The organism is Maricaulis sp. CAU 1757 (assembly GCF_054482675.1).
On record NZ_JBTLRI010000001.1, the window covers coordinates 1185316 to 1209450 of the forward strand.

Consider the following 24135-nt stretch of genomic DNA (forward strand, 5'->3'; position numbering starts at 1 on the left):
CGTCGATGTCGCAAAATACTGTCATCCGCCTGACCGTGACCGGCCTCGCAGCCGCACTGGCCCTGTATTCCTTGCGCTATCTCCTGGCCGGTCTGTTGAGCCAGGCGGGCATTGAGGGCGCGCTGTGGACCAATCCGGCTGTTTCGGCCGACATAGCGGCCCGCGAATGGCCATACCTGGTGCGGCGTGTCCTGGTCATCGCCGGCTTTTGCGCGGTCGCGGTCTCGGTCTGGGTCCGACCGTCCGTGTCATTCGGGCTCGTGGTGCTGCTGATCCTGAACCACGCCGCAAGCTGGGTCATGTCGGCCACAGATGCAGCGGGAAATGCGGCGCACGCCCATATCGACGCCGGCGGGGTTCCGGTCACCTTGATCATTACCGTGGCGCGCTGGGTCATGCTGGTCGTGCTCCTGGGCCTGACCCTGAGCGTCATGTTCAATCCTTCGCGGCCGGCTCGCTAGGGCCGGCAACTTCACTGCGGTGCTTTTCCCAAAGCTCCCGAGCCTGTAAGGCTCTCGACCAACATCCAGGCGCTCAAACGAGGACAATATGTCGGATACCTACGATGTCGTGATCATTGGCGGCGGCCCCGGCGGCTATAACTGCGCCATCCGGGCGGGTCAGCTTGGGCTCAAAGTGGCGTGTGTCGAAATGCGCGGCACGCTCGGCGGTACCTGCCTCAATGTCGGCTGCATCCCCTCCAAGGCCCTGTTGCATGCATCCGAGCTCTACGAGGCCGCGAGCACCGAGTTCGGGGCCCTGGGCATCAAGACCGGCGGTGTCACGCTCGACCTGCCGCAGATGCTGAAGCAGAAGGACGAGGCCGTTGACGGTCTCACCAAGGGCATCGAGTTCCTGTTCAAGAAGAACGGTGTCGATTACGTCCGCGGCAAGGGGAGAATCCGGGCCAAGGGTGAGGTCGAGGTCGATGGCGAAGACGGTCAGAGCGTGCTCAAGACCAAGCACATCGTGATCGCCACCGGGTCGGAGGTCACACCGCTGCCGAATGTGACGATTGACGAGAAACGCGTTGTGTCCTCGACGGGCGCGCTCAGTCTCGAGAAGGTGCCGGGCCATCTGGTACTCATCGGCGCTGGCGTTATCGGCCTGGAACTCGGCTCGGTCTGGCGCCGTCTTGGCGCCCAGGTCACCGTTGTCGAGTATCTTGACCGCATCCTGCCCGGGATGGACAGCGAGCTGGCACGCACCGCTCAGCGCATCTTCGCCAAGCAGGGCATGGAGTTCCGCCTGTCGACCAAGGTCACAGGTGTCGACGCTTCGGGTGATACGCTGAAGGTCTCGATCGAGCCGTCTGGCGGCGGCGAGGGCGAAACGCTTGATGCTGACACGGTCCTCGTCTGCATCGGTCGCCGCCCCTACACCGAAGGGCTCGGCCTGGAGAATGTCGGGATCGAACCCGATCAGCGCGGTGTCATCACCAATGACCGCTTCCGCACCAGTGCCGAGAATGTCTGGGTAATCGGGGACTGCACCTCGGGCCCGATGCTGGCGCACAAGGCGGAAGACGAAGGCACGGCCTGCGCCGAGCTGATCGCCGGCCAGCCCGGCCACGTCAATTACGACGCCATTCCGGGGGTCGTTTACACGAGCCCGGAAATTGCCAGCGTCGGCAAGACCGAGGACGAGCTCAAGGCGGAAGGCCGCAAGTACAAGAAGGGCAAGTTCCCCTTCCAGGCCAATTCGCGCGCTCGCACCAACCACACCCCGGACGGCTTCGTGAAGATTCTGGCCGATGCCGAAACCGATGAAATCCTCGGGGCTCACATGATCGGCGCCAATGTCGGCGAAATGATCAGCGAGCTTTGCCTGGCGATGGAGTTCCGCGCTGCCTCGGAAGATGTGGCCCGAACCAGCCATCCGCACCCGACCATGACCGAGGCGATCCGCCAGGCTGCCATGGGCGTTGAAGGATGGACGATGCAAGCGTGATCCAGCGAAGGGTCTGATTCGGCTCCGTGAACATCAGTCGGCTAGCATCGCTTCGGTGCTGGCCACCGGGCTCGCTCGCAATTATTTCATCGGACAGGACAGATTTGCTCTGTCATAAATGGGCGTCTCTCCCGGACGGGGGTGGCGGGGGATAGGACAGAAAGCGTTGAGCGGCATGTCGAAGCCGATCGAAATCATTTCGTCGCGTTTGCGACTGGTCGCCCTGACGGAGGAAACCGCACGCCTCCAGCTGCAGGACCGGGCCGGCTTTTTCGCCGCCCTTGGGGTCGAGCCGGAACCGGCCTGGCCACCTGACCTGATTTCCGAACCTGAGATGAGGTGGACACACGACCAGCTCCACAAGCACCCGGAGGATGCTGGCTGGTATGGCTGGGTCTACATATCGACGGTGATGAACCGCTTGCTGGGTTCCGGCGGATTCAAAGGCGCACCGAATGCCGATGGCGAGGTCGAGATCGGCTATTCCATGCTCACCTCCTACCGCGAACAGGGCCTGGCGACGGAAGGCGTTAATGCGCTGCTTGACTGGGCCTATGGCGACGGGCGGGTACGCCGGGTGATTGCGCATACCCGGGACGATCGCGATGCCTCGCACCGCGTGCTGGAAAAGGCGGGTTTTCGACAGACGCGGCGTTTCACCGACACCGACGAAGGCTTCGATGTGATCGCCTGGTCACACCAGCGCTCGCAAAAGGCCGCCTGAGCCGGTTCAGTCGGTCTTCGGTTTCTGGCTGTCGATCAGGCGTTGCAGCTGCTCGAGATAGGCGCTCCATGCGGCCCGTCCGCTCTCGGTCAGGCCGGCACTGGTGAGCGTCTTGCGCCCAACCTTGCGCTTGTTGATATCGACATGGCCGGCCTCGGCCAGCTTGCGCAGGTGCACCGACAGATTGCCGTCCGTGGCACCTGTCTGTGCCTTGATCTCGGCGAAGCTGGCTTCCGACACGGCCGACAGGTAAGCCATGATGGCCAGCCTCAAGCGACCGTGGATGGCATCATCCAGGGTGCTGGCGTCGAAATCGGTTGTCATTCAGACCGGCTCCGCCGCCGGTTCCGACCGCAGCAGGGCGAGGCCCGGAATGATGGCCAGGGTGCCGACCAGCGCAGCGCTGTACAGGTAGAGCCAGGACGTTCCCAGCAGGCTGAGGCCCAGCGCCATGCCGACCCAGGCAAGCCAGCCCAGGCGACCCAGCCAGGCCGGCCCACCCAGCCGTGTCACCACCTTGAAGGCAACGCCGTAGAGGCCGAACGCGATCAGGGGGATGGTGTCGAACAGGACCGGATCGCTGATGCGTTCAGTCAGGAACGCGATGACCAGGCCGATCGCGTAGGCGAAGATGGTTATGGTCACGGCCTGCCAGACCGCGCTTTCGCCGCGATTTGCCGCCGATCCCGAGCCCGGCTTGCCGGCGAGGCTGCGCGCCAGGACCAGCATGCCGGCGGAGCCCACCAGGCCGTAGGCCAGCCAGATGAAGCCGATCTGGGGTCTGGCGAGCGGCACGGCTCCGACCAGCACGGCCCAGTGCGCCAGCAGCGCCAGCGAGGCCAGTCCGCCCCACCAGATGAAGAAGCGGCCGCCCAGGAGCGGGGCCGTGGAGCCGGCCTCGGCGACGCGTTTCAGATAGGCCAGATCAGACTGTTCGCTCATACTCGCCTCCCATGCTTTGAATTTCAAAGTAAATGCTGGGCGGTCGGCTGGCAAGCGGTGTCGGAATGTCTCAACTGCGGGCGCGTGGATGCACGGCGTCGTACAATGACAGCAGGCGACTGGATTCCACGTCGGCGTAGATCTGGGTTGTCGACAGGCTGGCATGGCCGAGCAGTTCCTGAATTGCCCGGAGGTCGCCGCCATGCGCGAGCAGGTGGGTGGCGAAGGCGTGGCGCAGGCTGTGCGGTGTCGCGGTCGGCGGCAGTCCCAGCCGCAGGCGCAGGTCTTCCATCATGGCCTGGACCGCCCGTGCCCCCAGTGCGCCGCCGCGAACGCCCCGGAACAGGGCGGCGTCCGGTTCGATGTCGAACGGGCACAGCTCGGAATAGCGGATCACGGCGTCTCGCACTGCAGGCAGGACCGGCACGATGCGCGTCTTGTCGCCCTTGCCGCGAATGCGCAGGGTGTCGCCGGGCGCCCGGTCGCGTCCGGTCAGGCCCAGCGCCTCGGAAATCCGCAGGCCGCAACCATACAGCAGGAGCAGCACCGCCGCGTCACGCGCCTCGACCCAGTCGGTGCGGCCGCGACGGCCGGCTTCCTCGATCAGGTTTGCCGCCGCCTCCTCGCTGACCGGCTTGGGCTGTGCGCGGCCGAGCTTGGGGCTTTCCACCAGGCCAAGCGCGGCGTTCTCGACGCCCCAGCGGCGACGGGCATAGGCGAAGAAGCTGCGCAGGGCGGACAGCTCGCGGGCCAGCGAGCGCGGCGCCAGCCCGGCCCGCCGGCGCGATGCCATCCAGGCGCGAAAATCGCGCACGGTGAGCCCGCCCAGCCGGGCCAGGCTGACCGGTCCGCCGAGGTGATCGGTCAGGAATTCGGAAAATCCGTCAAGGTCGCGCTCATAGGCCGAGACCGTACGGGGGCTCAGCCGTCTCTCCCCGGCCAGGTGATCGAGAAAGGCCGCGCGGGCGGTATCGAGGCTGTTGCTCAGCGGTGATGCATCCATTGCACGATCATGCGCTCCAGGGCGCGGGCCAGGAAGTTGAGCAGTTCGGTCCCCTGTCCGGCCTCGAACAGGTGGGCGTCGCGGGCGGCCAGCGCCATCAGCCCGTCATGGCCCTGGAAATCGAGCCGTACCAGGGCCTGCGAACTGACCCGGGCGCCGGCCTGACCATACAGGGCAAGGGCGGTCTGAGGGTCGACCGGGCCAAGCTTTTCGACCTTCTCACCCAGCACGTCCGCGACGAACCCCTCGGCGGCTCCCAGAATCGACTCGCCGTTCTCAAGCGGCGCATGTCCTTCGATCAGCACCCGGCACACATCAACTCCGAGCGCGCCTGTCAGGCGCGACGCCATCTTGCTGTCGAGCGCTTCCAGGCTGTCGGCCTCGAGCAGGCCGAGCACCGCCATGTGGATTTGCGACTGCGTCGCCAGATTGGCCCGGGCGGTCTCGATGATCGATGCATTGAGCGCCTTGAGCTGGCGCAGCTCGCCCAGCAGCTTGTCGCGGGCCCGGCCGCCCAGATCGATCACCTCACCCGTATCGTCGGGCCGCGACATCAGGGCAAACAGTTCGGCGTCCTCGCGCACGAAATCCGGATTGTCGACCAGGAATTCGCGCACGTCCTCGAGGTCCATCTCCGCTCCCGTCGCCGGGGTCTCGCGATCCGCCATGCCAATTGTCTCCCGCTTCAAAATCCGTCAATCTTCCCTTGATCCGGCTGCCAGAGGCAATCCGCGGCGGCAGCGTGTCGTTCGGGAGATGTGGGTCATGAATACCATTGTTTGTGCCGCCTTGCTGGCCGCGTTGGTGGTGGCCCAGCCTGACAAGCCGCGGGACGTCGCTGGCCTGCGGCAGAACGTCGGTGCCCCCATGCCGGACTGGTTCCCGGCTCATGTCGAATACATGACCCGCCAGGGCGGCGTCTGGGAGGCCGACAATTCGTCTTACCGGTCCGCGGCCGAGCCCTTCCACGCCTATCGCGTCGAGTTCGAACCGGCTTTTGACGGCTGGAGCTTCGCCGGCCGGCTGTACGGCGTGGAGACGAGCGGGTCGAGCCCGGATTTCTGGCATTTCCGCGCCTACTGGGATGCCGCGGCGAATGCTGCGGTGCTCGACCAGTGGGGCTGGGGCGGGGCCATGGGCGAGGGTGTTCTGGTGCCGATCGCGGACGACGCGCCTGCGGGCTCGATGCGGGCCAGCCAGCGCTTCGCCGCGCCCGGACTGCCGGTGCGCACGGAAGCCCACGATTTCCTCATCCTCGGCGCCGACACGCACGAGACGCGCAGCTACACCGTGTCCGCAGACGGCCGCCGCGCTCCCAATCGCACCTATACCTGGCGCCGCGTCACCGACTGACCGGCATCGCACACTGGACCACCAGGGCGCGCTGGGGCAAAGCTGGGGCGTGACCGACGCCGCTCCCGACAGTCCCGCGCCCAATTGCGCCGCCATCCTGTTTCCGCTGCCCTTGCCGGAAGCCTTCGACTATTTCATTCCCGACGGCGTGGAGCTGGCCGAGGGTGATCACGTCTACGCCCCGCTGGGCAAGCGCACGGTGCGCGGCATCGTCTGGGGGCTCAAGCGCACCGATCCGGAGCGCAAGCTCAAGGCCATTGACGGCCGCGCCGAGGGGGCGCCGATCCCGGCCGGCACGCGGCGTTTCGTCGACTGGATCGCCAATTACCACGTCCAGCCACCGGGCATCGTCCTGCGCTCGGTGCTGCGCGCCCGTGATGCGCTCAAGCCCTCGCCGATGGAGACTGTCTACCGGCGCGGCCCGGTGCTTCCGGACCGCCTGACCGAGGCGCGCCAGCGCGTGCTTGATGCCATGCAGGCGCTGGGCGAAGCCGGCGCTGCAGAGCTGGCTCGCGAGGCCGGGGTCACCGCCTCGGTGGTCAAGGGCCTGGCCAAGCTCGGAGCGCTGCAGGAGATCCGCCGCCCGGTCGATCCGCCCTATGCCGAGCCTGACCCGGAGCGCGAGGGTCTGGATCTGACGCTGCAGCAGGTCGAGGCCGCCGGCGTGCTTCGCCGCCTGGTGCGCGCCGGCGGGTTCCAGGCCGCCCTGCTCGACGGGGTCACCGGCTCGGGCAAGACGGAGGTCTATTTCGAGGCCATTGCGGAGGTCTTGCGTCAGGACCCCAGGGCCCAGATCGTCATCCTGTTGCCCGAGATCGCCCTCACCGAAGCCGTGCTGTCGCGCTTTCGTACCCGTTTCGGGGCCGAGCCGGCACTGTGGCATTCCGCGGCCGGGCCCAAGGCGCGCCGCCGGGCCTGGCGCGAAGTGGCCGAGGGCCGCGCCCGCATCGTCGTCGGCGCCCGGTCGGCGCTCTTTCTGCCCTATCCGCACCTGCGCTTGATCATCGTCGACGAGGAGCATGACCCGACCTACAAGCAGGGCGAAGGGCTGGCCTACCAGGCCCGCGACCTGGCCGTGGTGCGGGCCAAGCTGGAGGGCGCCATGGCCATTCTGGCCTCGGCCACACCGTCTATGGAAAGCCTCCTCAATGCCCAGGCCGGGCGCTATGAGCATGTCCGCCTCGACGCCCGCCCCGGCACCGCCATCCTGCCCGAGATCGACACCATCGACCTGCGCGAGGCGCCGCCGGACAAGGGGTTCTGGATCTCCCCGCCGCTGGTCGAGGCGATGGCCGACACGCTGGAGCGTGGCGAGCAGTGCCTGCTCTATCTCAATCGCCGTGGCTATGCGCCGCTGGTGCTGTGCCGCGCCTGCGGTCATCGCATGGTGTCGCCGGACACCCAGTCCTATCTCGTCGAGCACCGCTATACCGGCCGCCTGGTCTGCCACGTCACCGGCTTTTCCATGCCCAAGCCGAAGCGCTGTCCGGCCTGCCAGGCCGAGGACAGCCTGACCAGTATCGGGCCCGGCGTCGAACGCGTCGCCGAGGAGGCCCGGCACCGCTTTCCTGATGCAAGGGTCGAGATCTATTCGTCCGACACCGCTTCGGGCGCCGAGATCGTGGCCGCCATGGAGCGCGGCGAGATCGACATCCTTGTCGGCACCCAGATCGCGGCCAAGGGCCACAATTTCCCCGGTCTGACCCTGGTCGGTGTCATTGATGCCGACCTGGGGTTGGCCGGAGGCGATCCTCGGGCCGGCGAACGCACATTCCAGACCCTGGTCCAGGTCGCCGGGCGGGCCGGGCGCGCCGACCGCCCCGGACGTGCCCTGCTTCAGACCCACCAGCCCGACCACGACGCCATCCAGGCGCTGATGGCCGGAGACCGCGACGCCTTCCTGGAAACCGAGTTCATGGCCCGCGAAATGCTCGGCCTGCCGCCCTTCGGCCGGCTCGCCGCCATCGGTTTCATGTCGCAGAACCCCGATGCCGTGCTCCAGGTTTCCGAGGATTTCGCGGCCGCCGCGCCAGCCACAGACGGCGTCGACATCTGGGGGCCGGCCGAACCGCCGCGGGCCATCGTGCGCGGCTGGCACCGCCGTCGCATCCTCGTTCGCGCCGACAAGTCGATCGACATCTCCGCCTACCTTCGCGCCTGGAAGGCCCGGGTGAAGACGCCGCCCTCGGTAAGGGTGTCGATCGACGTCGAGCCGTACAGCTTCATTTGAGGTGCTCCCGACCACGCCGAACAGCGCCACGGCGCTGCCGCCTGGCGGGATGAGGATGCGGGACGGTGCAGGCGTCCTGCGAATTAAGAACTGGACGTCGACACCGTCCCGCATGCGGAGATTTGACCGAGCCTCTAAGGACCCGAGTTGGCAAGGCGGGCTGGTCTGGAACGGTCCTCCAATAGTGCCGCTCCTCGCCGCCCGCAGCCCCGCCGGGGTCGCCGGCCGACAGGACCGACCGACCCGGACAAGCTCCGCTCTCCCCGCCCCCCGGTTGTCTAGGCCGGGCCTCGAGCTGGTGCGAGGACCCGGGAAGGGTTTCACGGCTGAGAGGGGGTGGGGATGAAACGGGGCGAAAAAAGGGACGCCCGCTGATTTCATTGAGAAAACCGCCACGGACGGTCGCTGAGAGTGCGGAGAAAAAATTCTATGACCGCGTGAGCCTCCCTCTCCCTGGGGAGAGGGATCGAGGGAGAGGGGGAATGGCGGGGCCTGTCCGGAGAGGTTTTTCTTGTGGCGTGGACTTTCCGGAGAGGGCCACGGAATCCCCCTCATCCGCCCCTTCGGGGCACCTTCTCCCCGGGGAGAAGGGGGGGGGTGAACCTGCCGCACGCAGGTCCTCCCCCTTGATGGGGGAGGTGGATCGCCGCGTCAGCGGCGAGACGGAGGGGGTGGGAGCCGGGTATTCGACAGGTCCAGCACCGGGATTCACCCCTTCCGAGCCGCATGCGCGGCCCACCTTCCCCATCAAGGGGAAGGACCACGGTGCGTACGCTCCCGCGCGCGGGGGAGCTGGCGGCGCCAGCCCGCCTGAGGGGGAGGTGCGGCGCTGACTCACCCCCTCCGCCATCCCCCGGCGCAAGGCCGAGGTCGGCACCTCCCCCGCTTGCGCAGGGGAGGGACAGGGTCGGGTGGGGTCCCGCTTTCATACTTTGCTTTATAAAGTAAAGTGTAGAAGCGGCGAATGGCCGTGATTTGAACGGGAGAGTGAGACATGGCGGATCATACGAGCTCGATGGAGCGGACCGGTCGGGGTGCGGGCCTGGTGGCCGCGGTATTGCTGGCCGGGGCGCTGGGCGGACCGGTGGGAGCGCAGGCGGCGCCGGCGGGCAGTGTCCAGGCGTCACCGGGCGAGGCACTGGCAATGTTGGAAGGTGAATGGCAGGGCGTCGGCTGGGCCCTCCTGCCGGACGGCACGCGGATGGAGTTCGACGTCTTCGAGACAGTTCTGGTGGCCGCCGGCGGCGAGGCGGTGGTGTTCATCGGGGAAGGCTTCGGGCCGCGCGGGGCCGGACGCTCCGGTGACAAGCGGCACGATGCAACCGGCCTGATCACGCGTGCCGCGGGGGGCTATGAGATGCGCGCGGTGACGGCCGAAGGCTATCGCCAGGACATGCCGATGCGGATCACCGGGGACGGTTTTGCGTGGTCGATCGAGATGGGGCCGGCCGGGCGACGCGACTATACGGCCCGCATCGGCGACGGGGTGTGGCAGGAGAGCGGTGCCTATTGTCCGCCCGAGGGCGCCTGCATGGAGGTGTTCGGCATGCGCCTCGAACGCGCCGACTAGAGACAGGCGTGAAACCGGGCGGGGCGGCGGCGCGTTAGTGTGCCAGTCGCCCCGCCTTGCGCGGGCCCGCAAAGCGCCTGAAAAAAGGCGCTGACCTGCCCTATCGGCCGCCCCGCGGCCTCAAGCCCGGAGCCGCCTGCCATGCTCGAAGCCCTGATGACGCCCGAAGTCCTGCTGTCGCTGGCCACGCTGACCTTCCTGGAAATCGTCCTCGGCATCGACAACATCATCTTCGTGGCCCTGATGGCTGGTCGGTTGCCGGAGCACCAGCGCGCCCGGGCGCGCGCCCTGGGGTTGGGCCTGGCGCTCCTGTTCCGGGTCGTGATGCTGTTCTCGCTGGTCTGGCTGGCGCATCTGGAAACCGCCCTGTTCACGCTGTTCGAACGCGATTTCTCCTGGCGCGACATCATCCTCATCGCCGGAGGTCTGTTCCTGCTCGGCAAGGCAACGCTGGAGATCCACCACACGGTCGAGCCGGAGGACCACGATCCGTCCGTGTCGCGAGCGGCCGCCGCCTTTTCCTCGATCGTGCTGCAGATCGTGATGATCGACATCGTGTTCTCGCTCGACAGCGTGATCACCGCCGTCGGCATGACCGACCTGCTGCCGGTCATGGTCACCGCCGTGGTCATTGCCATGGGCATCATGATCTGGTCGTCCGGCCCGGTCGCCGCCTTCATCGAGCGTCACCCGACCACCAAGATGCTGGCCCTGTCCTTCCTGCTGCTGATCGGCATCGCCCTGGTGGCCGACGGTCTCGGCTTCCACATACCGCGTGGCTATCTCTACTTCGCCATCGCCTTCTCGCTGTTCGTCGAGACGATGAACATCATCGCCGGCAAGGCGCGGCGGCAGGCGGCGAAGGCGCGAAAGCTGCAGCCCTAGGCAGGCGGCGGGGCCGCGTCACTGCGCGCGTCGCTGAATCGGCGGGCGCGAGCGGCTTGCTGCACCCGCCCCCCTGTGCTATCGCAGCGCCGAACCTCACGGGCGTGTGGCCTCAAACCGCATGCCCGGTTTCATAAATCGTTGAATCACAAGCGCTTGCACCGGCAACGGTGAGACTACCGGCGCTTATCCAGCTAGAGAGCGACGTCACGGTGAAGACCGGCCAAGACGCCAACACAGCCACAGCGGCAGGCCGCTATGCGACCGCCCTGTTCGAGCTGGCGAAAAGCACGGGTGCTGCCAGCGCCGTGGAAGCCGACCTGTCGGCTTTCGGCGCAGCCCTTGATGAGTCCCCCGAGCTCGCCGAGGCCCTGGCCTCGCCGCTGCACTCTGCCGAGGACAAGCTCGGCGTGTTGACGGCGCTGGCCGACAAGGCGGGCTTCAACGAGCTGACCCGCAATGCCTTCGGTGTCGCGGCGCGCAATGGCCGCGCCGGCGAGCTGGGCGCGATGGCGCACGTGTTTGCCGCGCTGGCCGCCGCCGACCGGGGTGTGGTGACAGCAGACGTGGCTACCGCCGCGGCGCTGACCAAGAAACAGACCGAGGCCCTCGCGGCTTCGCTGAAAAGTGCCTTCGGGCGCGAAATCGAGGTCCGCACGGATGTGCGGCCTGAATTGATGGGCGGGCTGATCGTGAAGGTCGGCTCCCGCATGTTCGACTCCTCCCTCCGCACAAAGCTGGACGGGATGAAGAATGCGATGAAAGAGGCCTAGGTCCATGGACATCCGTGCCGCAGAGATTTCTGCGATCCTCAAGGATCAGATCAAGAATTACGGTACCGAAGCGCAAGTTTCGGACGTCGGTAGCGTGCTGTCCGTCGGTGACGGTATTGCCCGCGTGTATGGCCTCGATGAGGTCAAGGCCGGTGAGCTCGTCGAGTTCCCGGGCGGCATCAAGGGCATGGCCCTGAACCTCGAGCGCGACAATGTCGGCTGCGTGATCTTCGGCGATGACCGGGGCATCAAGGAAGGCGACACCGTCAAGCGTCTCGGCTCGATCGTCGATACCTCGGTCGGCAAGGGCCTTCTCGGCCGCGTCGTCGACGGTCTCGGCGAGCCGATCGACGGCAAGGGTCCCCTGAAGGACGTGGCCGAGCGTCGCCGCGTCGACGTCAAGGCGCCGGGCATCATCCCGCGTAAATCCGTGCACGAGCCGATGGCTACGGGCATCAAGGCCATCGACGCCATGATCCCGGTCGGCCGTGGCCAGCGCGAGCTGATCATCGGCGACCGCCAGACCGGCAAGACGGCGATCGCCATCGACACCATCCTGAACCAGAAGTCGGTCAATGAGAGCGACGACGAGGGCGCCAAGCTCTACTGCATCTACGTTGCCGTCGGCCAGAAGCGCTCCACCGTCGCCCAGATCGTGAAGACGCTCGAGGAAAACGGCGCGATGGAATACACCATCGTCGTCGCCGCGACCGCCTCCGACCCGGCTCCGATGCAGTTCCTGGCGCCGTTCACCGCCTGCGCCATGGGCGAGTATTTCCGCGACAACGGCATGCACGCGCTGATCGTCTATGATGATCTGTCCAAGCAGGCCGTCGCCTATCGCCAGATGTCCCTGCTGCTGCGCCGCCCGCCGGGCCGCGAAGCCTATCCGGGCGACGTCTTCTACCTGCACTCCCGCCTGCTCGAGCGTGCGGCCAAGCTGAACGAGGACAATGGTTCCGGTTCGCTGACCGCCCTGCCGCTCATCGAGACCCAGGCCAATGACGTGTCGGCCTACATCCCGACCAATGTGATCTCGATCACCGACGGCCAGATCTTCCTCGAGACCGACCTGTTCTACCAGGGCATCCGCCCGGCCGTGAACGTCGGCCTGTCGGTGTCTCGCGTCGGCTCCGCCGCCCAGACCAAGGCAATGAAGCAGGTGGCCGGCAAGATGAAGGGCGAACTGGCCCAGTACCGCGAAATGGCGGCCTTTGCCCAGTTCGGCTCCGACCTCGACGCTGCCACGCAGAAGCTGCTGAACCGCGGCCAGCGCCTGACCGAGCTCCTCAAGCAGCCGCAATTCTCGCCGCTGGCCATGGAAGAGCAGGTCGCCGTGATCTACGCCGGTACGCGTGGCTATCTCGACAAGCTGCCGGTGGCCGACATCCGTCGCTATGAAGACGAGCTGCTGCGTCACCTGCACAATGACCACGCCGAGCTTCTCGCCAGCATCCGCACCGAGAAGAAGCTGTCCGACGACAGCGAAGGCAAGCTGAAAACGGCGCTCGACAAGTTCACCGAACATTTCGCGTGAGCCTGATCGTAGCCGAGCGCTGAGGAGAGCCGAATGGCGAGCCTTAAGGACCTGAAAAATCGCATCACTTCTGTGCGTTCAACGCAGAAGATCACGAAGGCGATGCAAATGGTGGCCGCCGCGAAACTGCGCCGGGCACAGGAGGCCGCTCAAGCAGCGCGCCCCTATGCCGAGCGCATGGCGGCCGTCATGGCCAATCTGTCGACCGCCATGTCGGGCACGCCGGGCGCGTCTCCGCTGCTGGTCGGCACCGGCCAGGACGAGACTTACCTGCTGGTCGTGATGACGGCGGACCGCGGCCTGTGCGGCGGCTTCAACACGAATATCGTGAAGAAGGCCCGCGAGCGCATCACCGAGCTCCAGGCGGCCGGCAAGAACGTCAAGCTGATCACCGTCGGCAAGAAGGGCTATGACCAGCTCAAGCGCCAGTTCGCCAGCCTGATCGTTGACCGTCTCGACCTGTCCGGTGAGAAGACCATTTCCGGTGCCACGGCCGGCAATATCGGCGACATCATCCGCGTCCGCTTCGAGGCCGGCGAGTTCGATGTCTGCGAGATCATTTCGTCCAAGTTCGTGTCGGTGATCTCCCAGCTGCCGCGCGCCCAGACGCTGATCCCGGCCGTCAACGCCATCGATGACAGTGTCGAGCGTCCCGATCTCGGGGGCGCCATCTACGAGGTCGAGCCCGATGAGGAATCCGTCCTCGAAGCGCTGCTGCCGCGTTATGTCGATACCGTCATCCTCTCTGCGCTGCTGGAAAACGTGGCCGGCGAGATGGGCTCGAAAATGGCCGCGATGGACAATGCCACGCGCAATGCCGGCGAGCTGATCGACAAACTGAACCTTATTTACAACCGCACCCGTCAGGCGCAGATCACCACGGAGTTGACCGAAATCATCTCCGGCGCCGAGGCTCTCTAGGCGAGAGGAAGACCCGTTATGAGCACTCTTAAAGGCCGCATTGCCCAGATCACGGGCGCTGTCGTGGACGTTGAATTCGAAGGCGGTCTGCCGGACATTCTCAACGCCCTGGAAACCACCAATGATGGCAAGACGCTGACGCTTGAGGTCTCCCAGCACCTCGGCGAGAACACCGTCCGCACCATCGCCATGGATGCCACCGAGGGCCTGCAGCGCGGCACCGAAGTGACCGATACCGGCGCTCCGATCATGGTTCCGGTTGGCCCGGGTACGCTCGGCCGCATCATGAACGTCACCGGTCAGCCGATCGACGAGGCGGGCGCCATCGACCACAAGACGACGGCCCCGATCCACCGTCCGGCCCCGTCCTTCGACGAGCAGGCCACGGAAGCGGAAATGCTGCCGACCGGCATCAAGGTCGTCGACCTGCTCTGCCCCTACGCCAAGGGCGGCAAGATCGGCCTGTTCGGCGGCGCCGGCGTCGGCAAGACGGTTCTGATCCAGGAACTGATCAACAACATCGCCAAGCTGTTCGGCGGCTACTCGGTTTTCGCCGGTGTGGGTGAGCGGACCCGTGAAGGTAACGACCTGTACTGGGAAATGATCGAGTCCGGCGTGAACAAGAACCCGCAGGAAGGCTCCACCGAGGGCTCGCGCTGCGCCCTCGTCTTCGGCCAGATGAACGAGCCGCCGGGCGCCCGTGCCCGCGTCGCCCTGTCTGGTCTCGCCCAGGCGGAATACTTCCGCGACGAAGAGGGCAAGGACGTCCTGTTCTTCGTCGACAACATCTTCCGCTTCACCCAGGCCGGTGCCGAAGTGTCCGCCCTGCTGGGCCGCATCCCGTCCGCCGTGGGTTACCAGCCGACGCTGGCCACCGACATGGGTGCCCTGCAGGAGCGCATCACCTCGACCAACAAGGGTTCGATCACCTCGGTGCAGGCCGTTTACGTGCCGGCCGATGACCTGACCGACCCGGCCCCGGCCACCACCTTCGCCCACCTCGACGCGACCACGGTTCTCAACCGTGCGATCTCGGAAAAGGGCATCTACCCGGCCGTTGACCCGCTCGACTCCACCTCGCGCATCCTCGAGCCGCGCATCGTCGGCGACGAGCACTACGAGACGGCCCGCCGCGTCCAGGAAATCCTCCAGCGCTACAAGGCCCTGCAGGACATCATCGCGATCCTGGGCATGGACGAGCTGTCGGAAGAGGACAAGCTGACCGTGGCCCGCGCCCGTAAGGTCGAGCGCTTCCTGTCGCAGCCCTTCGACGTGGCCGAGATCTTCACCGGCTTCCCGGGCATCCAGGTGCCGGTCGCCGATACCGTGAAAGGCTTCAAGGCCATCTGTGACGGTGAGTACGATCACCTTCCGGAAGCCGCCTTCTACATGGTCGGCACCATCGAAGACGCCGTGAAGAAAGCCGAGAAGCTGGCTGCGGACGCTGCGTAAGCGGTCTGGGTCTAGCCCGAGGAGAGCCTGATGGCTGACAAACTCCATTTCGATCTCGTCTCGCCGGAGAAGCGCGTCTTTGCCGGTGATGTCGACCAGGTCGTGGTTCCCGGTGAAGAGGGTGATTTCGGCGTCCTGCCGCAACACGCCGCCTTCATGTCGGTGATCCGTCCCGGCGCCATCACGGTGATCAATGACGGCACGGAAGAGCGCACCTTCATCCATGGCGGTTTTGCCGAGGTGACGCCGGAAGGCCTGACCATCCTGGCCGAGGAAGCCATCCCGGTGGCGGAGATCGACGCCGAAGCAGCGGCCCAGTCGCTCTCCGAGGCCCGCGACGACCTTTCGGTCGCCAAGGACGAGGTCGAGCGTGAACAGGCGGAAGCTCGTATCACCAAGTACGAAGCCATGCTGGCCACGGTGCGCCACTAGCACAGCGGCTTTGGCTGTATGAGATCAGGGCCGTCCTTCGGGGCGGCCCTTTTTCTTGGGCTATTCCGTTCGGGGCACGGCAAAGCGCGCAAATGCCGCGACAACCTGCTGGTAGACGCCGCGCTTCCACGGGATGATCAGCTCGCAGATCTCGTCCAGTTCGGCCCAGCGCCAGGCGTCGAACTCGACCTCGCCGTGGCGTTCCAGGTCGATATCGCTGTCATCGCCGGTATAGCGCAAGGCGAACCAGCGCTGTTTCTGGCCGAGATGACGCTTCTTGTGGAAGCGCGGGTCCTCGCGCACGTCCGGGGGATAATCGTAGGCGATCCAGTCCGGGATCGAGCCGAGCAGACGCACCTTGTCTGCGGCGATCCCGGTTTCCTCCTCCAGCTCGCGCAGGGCGGCCAGTTCGGCCTCTTCGCCCGCATCAATGCCGCCCTGTGGCAATTGCCAGTTCCAGGGCTCCGGCGTCTCATTCCGCCGTCCGAGCCAGACCTGGCCCCGGGAATTGAACAGGGCGATGCCGACATTGGCGCGGTGATGCGGATAGGGATCGGCGCTCATCAGTGTCCGGCACCGGCCGCTGCGGCGGCATTGGCGTCGCCGGCATTGTCCGCCCAGCGATGGTCGAGACTGGCTTCCTGGTGGCTGCCGTGATCGCCGGACTCGGCGGCGAGGCGGGCTTCAAGCCGGCGCCGCGCCATGACAGCCGATGGCGGCGCCAGCTGGTAGCCGCGCAGGTCCAGACCCTCCGCCCAGGCGCCGATCTGTTGCACCGTTGTTGGATAGGCAAAGCCGGTGCCCAGGGCAGCTCCGTTCTGGATGGCCAGGGCCTCCAGCGCGAGCAGGCGCTCATCGATGGCTTCCGGGCTCAGGTCCTCGTCGAGGATGCGGTCCGCAATGGCGAACTCGATGTCTGTGGCGTCTGCGGCGGCCTCAATGGTCGAGCGGCGGCCGGCCCCGTCATGCAGGAAGGCGAGACCGCGGCTTTCGAGCGTCGCGAAGGTGTCGCGCAGGGCGTCGCTGGACGCAGAGAAGCGGGCACCGAGATAGTTGGTCACCCCGAAATACCCTGTCGTCCGGCTCAGCACCCAGGCCAGGCGGCGGCCATTCTCTGCCGAAGAGCCGTCGGCCAACAATGTGTGGGGGCCCGGGTCGTTGTTGGGGTAGTCGAACGGCTCCATGGGCGCTTCGATCAGCACTTCGTGGCCGGCCGCGCGGGCCCGGTTGATCCAGTCCTGCAGATTGTCGGCATAGGGTGCGAAGGACAGCGCCACTTCCGGCGGCAGTTCGTCAATGGCGCGCTGGGTCACGGCCGGGTTGAGCCCCATGCCGCCGACCACGACCGCCACTGTGGGTGCGCTCGGGTCACCGTGGAAGGGTCGGGCATAGGCGCGCGAGGCACGCTCGCCATTGGGGCCGATCACCGGTAGCAGGCCGCCCGGTCCGGGTTCCGTGAGCCCGGCCAGCGGGGCGCGGGGCAGGGCGTGAGGGCTGGCGGCGACGCGATGTTCGGCATCGGCCGGGTCGGACCCCTCCGCCGGAGCCGGGGCGCTGAAGCCGTCATTCACGCCGGCGAGGGTGACTTCGGCGTCGTCACCGGGTTGAACGAACTCGATGTCGTGCGCTGCGGCTGCCGCATCGTGTACGCTCTCGGCAACGAGAACCGGCGCCGGGTCGAAGGCGCCGCGGGCGTGCGGCGGTGTGAGGTCGGCCTCCCCGAACAGGGCAATCGCCCCGAGGGCGAGGGAAATGGCGATCGCGGTGCCGAGTCCGGCGAGCAGGGGCGCGCGCACCGACAGCAAGGGCCGGGCGTGGCGCTGGGCGTGCCCGATCAGGGGCTGGGCATGGCGCTTGGCGTGGCGAAGAGCGGTGGTCTGCATGGTCGCGAGCATGGCTACAGGTCAGCTAGGGCAGGCCCGGCACGGGCCCGTCACTCGCCGCCAATCTGCCTTGCCGGGAAGAAAGAAACGGTTAACGCTACGGCCTTGCAGGCCCCGCCTGCAAGGACAGGCGGCCTATTGCAGGGAAGCCTGCTGGCGTTCCATGACCTCACGCAGGATCTGCAGGCCGCGGTGCAGCTGGTAGTCCTCGTCTTCCGCCCAGTCGGCCGGCGGTTGCTCGATGGCCGCGATCTCGGTTTCATGGCGTTCCTCGCCATTCTCGTTGACCAGGGCGCCGGGCAGGTCGGCTTCCGATTCCACGGCGCCGGCAGGGACCTCTTCCTCGGCGTCCAGCGGGAAGGCGGAAATGAAGATGTCCGGCTCGATCCCGGTCGCCTGGATGGAGCGGCCAGCCGGCGTGTAGTAGCGACCGGTGGTCAGGCGCAGGGCGCCGTCACGACCGCCGCGCAGCGGGATGATGGTCTGCACCGAGCCCTTGCCGAAACTGGTCATGCCGACGAGCTCGGCGCGCTCGCGGTCCTGCAGGGCACCGGCGACGATTTCGGCCGCGCTGGCCGAGCCCTCATTGATCAGCACCACGATCGGGGCACCGTTCAGGCGGTCGCCGGGGCGGGCGTTGTAGCGCTGGGTGTCACGCGGGTCGCGGTTGCGGGTCGACACGACCTCGCCGCCGTCGAGGAAGGCGTCGGTCACGCCGATGGCCTGGTCCAGCAGGCCGCCCGGATTGTAGCGCATGTCGAGGATCAGACCGGGCAGCGGTGCGCCATACTCGTCTTCCAGCTCGCTGATGCCCTGGTGCACCATCTCCGTGGTGCGCTCGTTGAACCCGGCAATGCGCATGAAGGGCACGCCGTCCTCGAGGCGCCACGCCACGGTGCGCAGCGGGATGGTGTCCCGCACCAGGGTGACGTCGAACGGGTCCTCGTCGCCGCGGGCGATGGTGATGGTCACCGGGTCACCGACGGCACCGCGCATCATCTCGACCGCCTCGTTGACGGTAATGCCGATAATGGTCTCGCCATCGACGGCAATGATGCGGTCATTGGTGCGCAGCCCGGCGCGCTCGGCCGGCGTGTCGCTGATCGGCGACACGATGGTGATGAACTCGTCGCGCTTGGTCACTTCCATGCCCAGACCGCCATACTCGCCGCGCGTGGTCACGCGCAGGTCTTCATAGGCATCCGGATTGTGATAGGCGGAGTGCGGGTCGAGTGCGGTCAGCATGCCCTCAATGGCCGCTTCGATCATTTCCGCCTTGTCGGTCTCGCTGACATAGTCGGATTCAATGCGGCTCAGGACGTCACCGAACAATTCGAGCTGGCGGAAGGTTTCCGACCGGTCCTCCTGGCTGCCCTCGGCAGATACGGCAATCGCGACGGCACCGACCGCAAACGCGACCATTGCAGCGAAGACGTTGATACGCATCATAAACCGCGTCCTTTGAGCGCGAACTCCAACTTCCAACCAGGCCGACATGTCAGGTCGTCTGGGCGGGTCAGCCTGCGTCCCGGATCCAGGGGCCCGGGTCGATGGCGTCGCCATTGCGTCTCAGCTCCAGATACAAATCTGGTGCCACTCCGTCGCCGGCGGGCATCGCCCCGACCGGCTCGCCGGCCAGGACGGTTTGTCCGGCACGGGCATAGGTTACCGCCATCCCGGCCAACACGATATAGTAGTCATCCCCGACATCGAGTATCAAGACACCGCCATACGTGTTGAACGGTCCGGCGAACTCGACCCGGGCATCGAACGGCGAGACTACCTGAGCCTGGGGCCGGGTTCGAATAAATAATCCTTCAGATGCGCTGCCATCCTCCGCCGGATCGCCAAAGGCACGGTACATCTCCCCCTGCGCGGGGGGGCGCAGGCGGCCGCGCGCATCCGAAAAGCGCAGGGTCTCGATCGGGGCCGATGGCGGCCGTGCCGAGACCAGATCGCGGTCGGGGCGCAGGCGCGGCTCGGGGATGGCGGCGTTCGCAGCGTCCAGTCGTCTCGGGTTCAGACTGGGAGTGACTTCGGCCATGCGGGCGAGTTCGTTGATGAGGGAGCGGATGGAGCGCGCGCGCTGTCCTGCCGAAGAGGACGCCTGTTCGAATGCCTGGGCCTCGTTGCGGCGCCGGGCCTCGAGGGCGCGCCGTTCCGCGATCAGGACCTGCAGCTCGAGACGCTGCGCCGCAAGCTCCTCTTCCGCCCCCGACAGGGTGCTCTGCTGGCCGGCAATCTCGTCGCGCAGCGTGCGCAGAGCCTGCAACCGCCCTGAGAGTTCCTCGGCGCGCTCACGCAGCGCGGGCGCCACCTCGCTCATCAGGGCTGCCGCCCGGGCCGCCTCGGCGGCGTCTTCCGGTGCTGTCAGCAGTGCGGGAGGCGTCTGGCTCTCGATGCGCTGCAGCGCCGCGAGGATGTCAATCAGGGCTTCCCGGTCGCGTGTCAGCTGGTCCAGCATCGCGGCTTCCTCGGCCGCCAGGCGCTGCAATTCGCTCGAAGCCTCGAGGGCTGCCGCCTCGCTGTCGCCGACGCGCCGGCCCAGTTCGACCAGCTGGGCCTGCATCAGCTCGATCTCCTGGGCCAGCTCCTCGGCCTGCTCCCGGGCGGCTTCGGCCCGCGCCGCGGCCCGGGCCTCCTCCTCTTCCAGCCGTGCCGCCTCCTCGCGGTCCGGCGGTGCGGCCGGCTCGGTCTGCAGCAGAAGAAGTGACAGGGCGAGGGGTATCATGCAGGCACGCTAGGCCGGAGGGGGTTAATGCTCAATCTCGGTGATACGGTGACCCGGCCGCGATCGACACGGCGCGGTAGAGCTGCTCGGCCAGCATGACGCGCACCAGCTTGTGCGGCCACACGGCCGGCCCGAAGGCGAGCAGCAGGTCCGGCTGCGGCAGGGCCGTGCGGTCATGGCCGTCAGCCCCGCCAATGCAGAACACCGCCTCGCGGCTGCCGCTGTCACGCCAATCGACCAGTTTGGTGGCGAGCTGGCGTGAGCTCAGCGACTTGCCGCGCTCGTCGAGCAGGACCAGGCGGCAGTCTGCCGGCAAGGCGGCGGCCAGCGCCCGGCTTTCCTCACCCGAGCTCTTGAGCGCGCGGTTGTCGATTTCGCTTTCGTCGAGGGGGCCGAAGCCGATCGGCCGCCCGGTCGCGGTGGCGCGCTCCCTGTACAGGTCCACCAGGTCGCGCTCCGGTCCGGACTTGATCCGGCCGAGGGCGGCGATGCGCAGTTTCACCTAGTTGGCCGGAGTGTCGTTGCCGGTGCCCGTATCGGCACTGTTGTCCGGCTCCACCGACCACATCTTTTCCAGATTATAGAAGCTGCGGACTTCCGGACGGAACAGGTGGACGATGACGTCACCGACATCGATCAGCACCCAGTCACAGGTCTGCAGGCCTTCGATCCGCGCCTTGCCGTGCCCGGTCTCCTTGAGCTTGCGCACAAGGTGGTCAGCCAGAGCATTGACGTGCCGGGCCGAGCGGCCCGAGGCAATCACCATGATGTCGGTAACCGAGGACTTCCCGCGCAGATCGATGGCGACGATGTCTTCGGCCTTGTCGTCTTCGAGGGAGTCAATGATGAGGCTTTCCAGCTCATCAACCGGGGCTTCATCGCCCGTGACGCGAACGGCGGCAGCCGTTTCTTGTTTGGTACGCCGTGATAATTCCGTAGACAGGGGAAATGTCCTCTTTGGCATGCAGTATGATGGGTGGCCTTATATCACGCTTCGTCGCCGCATTCGAGCCAGTGCATGGAGAACAACTCAGCGTCGTCGGACCATGATTTGCGCACATTGAATCCTGCCGATTTGGCCAGGGCGTCGAACGAGTCCGGCGTGAATTTGTGTGAGTTTTCAGTGTGCATCCGCTCGCCCTCGTCGAAATGGAAGGTCTTGCCGCAGACCGTGAAGTCCTGCGCTTCGGTGGCTTCCAGATGCATTTCGATGCGCGACATGTCGGCGTTCCACAGCGCCAGGTGGCGCAGCTTGGACTTGTCGATGGTGCCGTCGAGCTCGCGATTGATGCGGTCGATCAGGTTGAGATTGAAGGCAGCTGTAACGCCCTGGGCGTCGTCATAGGCGGCCACCAGGAGGGCCGGGTTCTTGACCCGGTCGGCGCCGATCAGCAGCGCGTCGCCGCGGCGCATGCCGCGCCGGAAGCCGGCCAGCACGTCGCGGGCCGCGTCCGGCTCGAAATTGCCGATCGTCGAGCCCGGGAAGAACAGCAGGCGCGGCCCGTCGCTGACCGGCAGGTCGTCGATGTCCAGACCCTGGGTGAAATCGGCACAGACAGCGCCGACCTGCAGGCCCGGATAGGCCGCAGCGATGGTCTGGCAGGCGGTGATCAGATGGTCGCGGGAAATGTCGAGGCCGAGATATCCGGCCGGCGCGTCCAGACTGTCCAGCAGGCGCCGGATCTTCACGCTCGACCCCGAGCCCGGCTCGATCACCACGGCGCCGGGCCCGGCCATTTCGGCCAGCTCCGGACCGATCCGGTCGAGAATGGAGAGCTCGGTCCGCGTGACATAATATTCCGGCAGCTCGGTGATCTGGTCGAACAGGGCCGAGCCCGTGGCATCATAGAAATAGACCGGGGCGATCCGCTTGGGATCCGAGGCCAGGCCGGTCAGCACGTCGTCCCGGAAATCGCCGGCAGGTGGATGCCGGTCATCAAAGTAATCCAGCGCAGCCACGGGGCTAGGACGACCTTTTAGTCTCTGATGCATGGAATTCTGTCCCGTGACGTCGGCGATGGATCAGGCGCGCGCGCGCAGCGCGGAGGAGGACTGGGAATGTAACCGCTCTGTCAGATAGGTCCATGCCGGTGCCGGTGCCAGCGCCAGGCTGCGCGCCTCATGTTCAAGAAGGCGCGAGTGCCGGTAAAGTTCCGCCGCCCTCGACAGGCGGGCCCGGATGGCATCCCCCGGACGCGACACGACGGCCACCGGAAGACGGTCGAAAATCTCGCGCCAGCGCGCCCAGTGGTGGATGCTGGCGAGGTTGTCCGCCCCCATGATCCAGACGAAATGAACGTCCGGGAAGCGCGCCTGCAGGCGAACCACCAGGTCGATGGTCCGCCTCGTGTCCCAGCGGGCCTCGATGTCGCTGACGCGCATGCGCGGCGAGCGGGCGACGCGGCGCACGGCCGCGAGGCGCCGGCCGAGATCGTCCGGCTGGTGCTGCTTGAGCGGGTTTTGCGGCGATACCAGCCACCACACCTGGTCCAGGCCGAGCCGGCGCAACGCCGTGTCGGCCACGTGGCGGTGTCCGGCATGTGGCGGATCGAAGCTGCCGCCAAACAGGCCGATCTTGAGCCCGGGCGCCAGCCCCTCACTGCGCAGACGTCCTCCCCCCGCAGCCATCAGGGCGCCGTCGGGCCGGTCATTCAGGCATCCACCCGTCGTCGTCGGCTTCCGCGGCCGCCGCGGCGGCCTTGTCCGCCTCGCGGCCCTTGACGACAATGTCCCATGCTTTGCCGCACAGGGTCTTCACGCCATCTCCGGATACACCGCTCAGACGCATCACGCTCTGGCCGCAGGCGGCTTCCAGCTCTGCGGCCTTGGCCTCGATGTCGTCCGGGCTCATGGCATCGGTCTTGTTGAGCGCGACGATTTCCGGCTTGTCCTCCAGCCCGCCGCCATAGGCTTCCAGCTCACCGCGAACCGTGCGGTAGGCCTCCGCCGGGTCGTCCTGGGTGCCGTCGACGAGGTGGATGAGCGAGGCGCAGCGCTCGATATGGCCGAGGAAGCGGTCGCCGATCCCGGCGCCCTCGTGCGCGCCTTCGATGAGACCGGGAATGTCGGCCACGATGAAACGCGCACCGGGCCCCAGATCGACCACGCCGAGATTGGGATAGAGGGTGGTGAACGGATAGGCGGCGATCTTCGGGTTGGCCCGGCTGACCACGGACAGGAAGGTCGACTTGCCGGCATTGGGCAGGCCGACCAGGCCGACATCGGCGATCAGTTTCAGGCGCAGCCAGATCCAGCGCTCCTCGCCGGGCCAGCCCGGCGTCGACTTGCGCGGCGCCTGGTTGGTCGAGGTCTTGAAGCGGGCATTGCCCTTGCCGCCATCGCCGCCGCGCGCCAGCATGACGCGCTGTCCGACCTCGGTCAGGTCGGCGAGGATTTCCTCGCGGTCCTCGTCGAGGATCTGGGTGCCGACCGGCACTTTCAGCACCACGTCATCGCCGCCGGCCCCGGTGCGGTTGCGGCCCATGCCATGGGTCCCCGTGGCCGCCTTGAAGTGCTGCTTGTAGCGGTAGTCGATGAGGGTGTTGAGGCCCTCCACGGCTTCCACCCAGACATCACCGCCCTTGCCGCCATCGCCGCCATCGGGACCGCCGAACTCGACGAAGGCCTCGCGCCGGAACGACACGCTGCCGCCCCCGCCATTGCCGGATCGAACATAGACTTTGGCCTGGTCGAGAAATTTCATGTCGGTTTTCGTTTCATCACTGGCGTCAGGGCAGGAACGATCACCT

25 protein-coding genes are annotated in these 24135 nt (G+C 66.7%); 12 read left to right on the forward strand and 13 right to left on the reverse strand.

The window, feature by feature from the left end:
- The first annotated feature begins 5 nt into the window (after positions 1–5).
- From ACXYMR_RS05590 to ACXYMR_RS05600, 3 genes are all read left to right on the forward strand, one after another.
- Positions 6–461, forward strand: coding sequence for a hypothetical protein (locus ACXYMR_RS05590; protein ID WP_458941771.1), 456 nt, complete (start codon positions 6–8; stop codon positions 459–461).
- 88 nt (positions 462–549) lie between these two features.
- On the forward strand, positions 550–1950 hold the full coding sequence (gene lpdA, locus ACXYMR_RS05595; RefSeq protein ID WP_458941773.1) for a dihydrolipoyl dehydrogenase: 1401 nt from the start codon (positions 550–552) through the stop codon (positions 1948–1950).
- A gap of 175 nt (positions 1951–2125) precedes the next feature.
- Positions 2126–2674 (forward strand): GNAT family N-acetyltransferase, encoded by a 549-nt coding sequence (locus ACXYMR_RS05600; protein ID WP_458941774.1) that lies wholly within the window; start codon positions 2126–2128, stop codon positions 2672–2674.
- Positions 2675–2680: 6 nt separating this feature from the next.
- Here the strand turns inward: ACXYMR_RS05600 and ACXYMR_RS05605 are convergent, their stop codons facing one another.
- The 4 genes from ACXYMR_RS05605 to ACXYMR_RS05620 all read right to left on the reverse strand — a co-directional run bounded on the left by ACXYMR_RS05605 (position 2681) and on the right by ACXYMR_RS05620 (position 5287).
- A complete protein-coding gene (locus ACXYMR_RS05605; protein WP_458941776.1) occupies positions 2681–2998 on the reverse strand; it encodes a winged helix-turn-helix domain-containing protein in 318 nt (105 codons plus the stop codon).
- Positions 2999–3616: a hypothetical protein gene (locus ACXYMR_RS05610; RefSeq protein WP_458941777.1), complete on the reverse strand. Its 618-nt coding sequence runs from the start codon at positions 3614–3616 to the stop codon at positions 2999–3001.
- 70 nt (positions 3617–3686) lie between these two features.
- Complete coding sequence (locus tag ACXYMR_RS05615; RefSeq protein WP_458941779.1) at positions 3687–4619, reverse strand: tyrosine recombinase XerC; 933 nt, start codon at positions 4617–4619, stop codon at positions 3687–3689.
- The gene (locus ACXYMR_RS05620; RefSeq protein WP_458941780.1) at positions 4601–5287 is read right to left on the reverse strand and encodes a DUF484 family protein; all 687 of its coding nucleotides are present in this window, start codon (positions 5285–5287) and stop codon (positions 4601–4603) included. The genes ACXYMR_RS05615 and ACXYMR_RS05620 overlap by 19 nt, the downstream gene beginning before the upstream one ends.
- A gap of 97 nt (positions 5288–5384) precedes the next feature.
- Here ACXYMR_RS05620 and ACXYMR_RS05625 point away from each other — a divergent pair, with 97 nt between their 5' ends.
- The 9 genes from ACXYMR_RS05625 (at position 5385) to ACXYMR_RS05665 (ending at position 15772) form a co-directional block, all read left to right on the forward strand.
- On the forward strand, positions 5385–5972 hold the full coding sequence (locus ACXYMR_RS05625) for a hypothetical protein (protein WP_458941781.1): 588 nt from the start codon (positions 5385–5387) through the stop codon (positions 5970–5972).
- Positions 5973–6021: 49 nt separating this feature from the next.
- Positions 6022–8202: a primosomal protein N' gene (locus ACXYMR_RS05630; RefSeq protein ID WP_458941782.1), complete on the forward strand. Its 2181-nt coding sequence runs from the start codon at positions 6022–6024 to the stop codon at positions 8200–8202.
- Positions 8203–9196: 994 nt separating this feature from the next.
- A complete protein-coding gene (locus ACXYMR_RS05635; protein ID WP_458941783.1) occupies positions 9197–9772 on the forward strand; it encodes a hypothetical protein in 576 nt (191 codons plus the stop codon).
- 141 nt (positions 9773–9913) lie between these two features.
- The gene (locus ACXYMR_RS05640) at positions 9914–10657 is read left to right on the forward strand and encodes a TerC family protein (protein ID WP_458941784.1); all 744 of its coding nucleotides are present in this window, start codon (positions 9914–9916) and stop codon (positions 10655–10657) included.
- A gap of 212 nt (positions 10658–10869) precedes the next feature.
- Complete coding sequence (locus ACXYMR_RS05645; RefSeq protein ID WP_458941785.1) at positions 10870–11430, forward strand: F0F1 ATP synthase subunit delta; 561 nt, start codon at positions 10870–10872, stop codon at positions 11428–11430.
- Positions 11431–11434: 4 nt separating this feature from the next.
- A complete protein-coding gene (gene atpA, locus ACXYMR_RS05650) occupies positions 11435–12967 on the forward strand; it encodes a F0F1 ATP synthase subunit alpha (RefSeq protein WP_458941786.1) in 1533 nt (510 codons plus the stop codon).
- Positions 12968–13000: 33 nt separating this feature from the next.
- On the forward strand, positions 13001–13888 hold the full coding sequence (locus ACXYMR_RS05655; protein ID WP_458941787.1) for a F0F1 ATP synthase subunit gamma: 888 nt from the start codon (positions 13001–13003) through the stop codon (positions 13886–13888).
- A gap of 18 nt (positions 13889–13906) precedes the next feature.
- Positions 13907–15340 (forward strand): F0F1 ATP synthase subunit beta, encoded by a 1434-nt coding sequence (gene atpD, locus ACXYMR_RS05660; protein WP_458941788.1) that lies wholly within the window; start codon positions 13907–13909, stop codon positions 15338–15340.
- 30 nt (positions 15341–15370) lie between these two features.
- Positions 15371–15772, forward strand: coding sequence for a F0F1 ATP synthase subunit epsilon (locus ACXYMR_RS05665; protein ID WP_458941789.1), 402 nt, complete (start codon positions 15371–15373; stop codon positions 15770–15772).
- 60 nt (positions 15773–15832) lie between these two features.
- Here ACXYMR_RS05665 and ACXYMR_RS05670 read toward each other — a convergent pair whose 3' ends face one another.
- The 9 genes from ACXYMR_RS05670 to obgE all read right to left on the reverse strand — a co-directional run bounded on the left by ACXYMR_RS05670 (position 15833) and on the right by obgE (position 24089).
- On the reverse strand, positions 15833–16336 hold the full coding sequence (locus ACXYMR_RS05670) for an RNA pyrophosphohydrolase (RefSeq protein ID WP_458941790.1): 504 nt from the start codon (positions 16334–16336) through the stop codon (positions 15833–15835).
- Positions 16336–17667, reverse strand: a complete 1332-nt coding sequence (locus ACXYMR_RS05675) for a divergent polysaccharide deacetylase family protein (RefSeq protein ID WP_458941791.1) — start codon at positions 17665–17667, stop codon at positions 16336–16338. Before ACXYMR_RS05675 ends, ACXYMR_RS05670 begins: the two co-directional genes overlap by 1 nt.
- Positions 17668–17790: 123 nt before the next feature.
- Positions 17791–19104, reverse strand: coding sequence for a S41 family peptidase (locus ACXYMR_RS05680; RefSeq protein ID WP_458941792.1), 1314 nt, complete (start codon positions 19102–19104; stop codon positions 17791–17793).
- A 67-nt stretch (positions 19105–19171) separates the two neighbouring features.
- A complete protein-coding gene (locus ACXYMR_RS05685) occupies positions 19172–20386 on the reverse strand; it encodes a murein hydrolase activator EnvC family protein (RefSeq protein ID WP_458941793.1) in 1215 nt (404 codons plus the stop codon).
- A 31-nt stretch (positions 20387–20417) separates the two neighbouring features.
- Complete coding sequence (gene rlmH, locus ACXYMR_RS05690; protein WP_458941794.1) at positions 20418–20888, reverse strand: 23S rRNA (pseudouridine(1915)-N(3))-methyltransferase RlmH; 471 nt, start codon at positions 20886–20888, stop codon at positions 20418–20420.
- A complete protein-coding gene (gene rsfS, locus ACXYMR_RS05695) occupies positions 20889–21350 on the reverse strand; it encodes a ribosome silencing factor (RefSeq protein WP_458941795.1) in 462 nt (153 codons plus the stop codon).
- A 23-nt stretch (positions 21351–21373) separates the two neighbouring features.
- Complete coding sequence (egtD, locus tag ACXYMR_RS05700) at positions 21374–22345, reverse strand: L-histidine N(alpha)-methyltransferase (protein WP_458941796.1); 972 nt, start codon at positions 22343–22345, stop codon at positions 21374–21376.
- Positions 22346–22408: 63 nt separating this feature from the next.
- Positions 22409–23014, reverse strand: a complete 606-nt coding sequence (locus ACXYMR_RS05705) for a nicotinate-nucleotide adenylyltransferase (protein WP_458941797.1) — start codon at positions 23012–23014, stop codon at positions 22409–22411.
- Between the two features lie 19 nt (positions 23015–23033).
- Complete coding sequence (gene obgE, locus ACXYMR_RS05710; RefSeq protein ID WP_458941798.1) at positions 23034–24089, reverse strand: GTPase ObgE; 1056 nt, start codon at positions 24087–24089, stop codon at positions 23034–23036.
- Positions 24090–24135: the final 46 nt, after the last annotated feature.